The organism is Arcobacter cryaerophilus gv. crypticus (assembly GCF_002993025.1).
GTDB lineage: Bacteria > Campylobacterota > Campylobacteria > Campylobacterales > Arcobacteraceae > Aliarcobacter > Aliarcobacter cryaerophilus_B.
Window position 1 is genome coordinate 1 of sequence record NZ_NXGI01000025.1, and the last position, 914, is coordinate 914.

The window sequence follows — 914 nt, forward strand, 5'->3', positions numbered from 1 at the left end:
ATTAAGAGGTGGTTCAATGAGAGAATATTTAGCAAAAAAATAAAAACATTTGGCCACTTATGATATAATTTTGTAAGAATACTTTTTAACTCCTCAACTGGCCAAGTCTTTATGCGTTTGGGTGGCCAAATTCATGCGTCTCAACATCTAGTAAGAAAACTCAAAAAGAAAGATTAATAGATGATTTATTTTTAAAATTAGAAGAAAATGATACTTTAGTTGTAACAGAGCTTTCAAGACTTGGAAGAAATATGTTAGAGATTTTGAATCTTATTGAAAAATTTAATTCTAAAAATATAAAACTGATTTTTATAAACCAACCTGAACTATCAACTGATAATTCTGCTCTTTCAAATTTACTAATTTCAATTTATGGATACTTTGCACAAACAGAAAGAGAAATCATAAGTGAAAGAACAAAACAAGGATTAGCAGTTGCAAGAGCAAAAGGGAAAATACTTGGAAGACAAAAAGGTCAAATAGTAAAAAGTCAATACGATGAACATAAAGAAAAAATTGAAGAGCTATATAAACTTGGATTATCTGTTCAAAAAATAGTTAAGTACATTGGAGTTGGTACCCAACCATCTTTGAGTAGTTGGATTAAGAGTAGACTTTAAATCAATAATCTATAGAACATAATTTTAAACTCTCTTTTCTACTTTGCCAATCTGTGACATATTTATCCATCAATGCCTTAAAATTGTCATTATGATGTCGTTCCAGTAAATGTAATATTTCATGTACTACAATATATTCTATGCACTCTATGGAATGACCCCGAAAATATAGACACAAATTAATTCAGTTAATTAAAATAACAATTTAGAGAAAATTGTAAATAATTGAAGGAATTAAAAATGGCAAGAAGAGAATATAGTGAAGAGTTTAGAAGAGATGCTGTAAAACAAGTT

At 28.0% G+C, this 914-nt stretch carries 1 protein-coding gene and 1 pseudogene; one reads left to right on the forward strand and one right to left on the reverse strand.

What is annotated here, in order from left to right:
* Nucleotides 1-158: 158 nt before the first annotated feature.
* Nucleotides 159-620, forward strand: a pseudogene (locus tag CJ670_RS09155) (recombinase family protein); the annotation flags it as partial.
* 1 nt (nucleotide 621) lies between these two features.
* On the opposite strand, the gene CJ670_RS09160 reads toward CJ670_RS09155, so the two are convergent.
* Nucleotides 622-798, reverse strand: a complete 177-nt coding sequence (locus CJ670_RS09160) for a M48 metallopeptidase family protein (protein ID WP_228154237.1) — start codon at nucleotides 796-798, stop codon at nucleotides 622-624.
* Nucleotides 799-914: the final 116 nt, after the last annotated feature.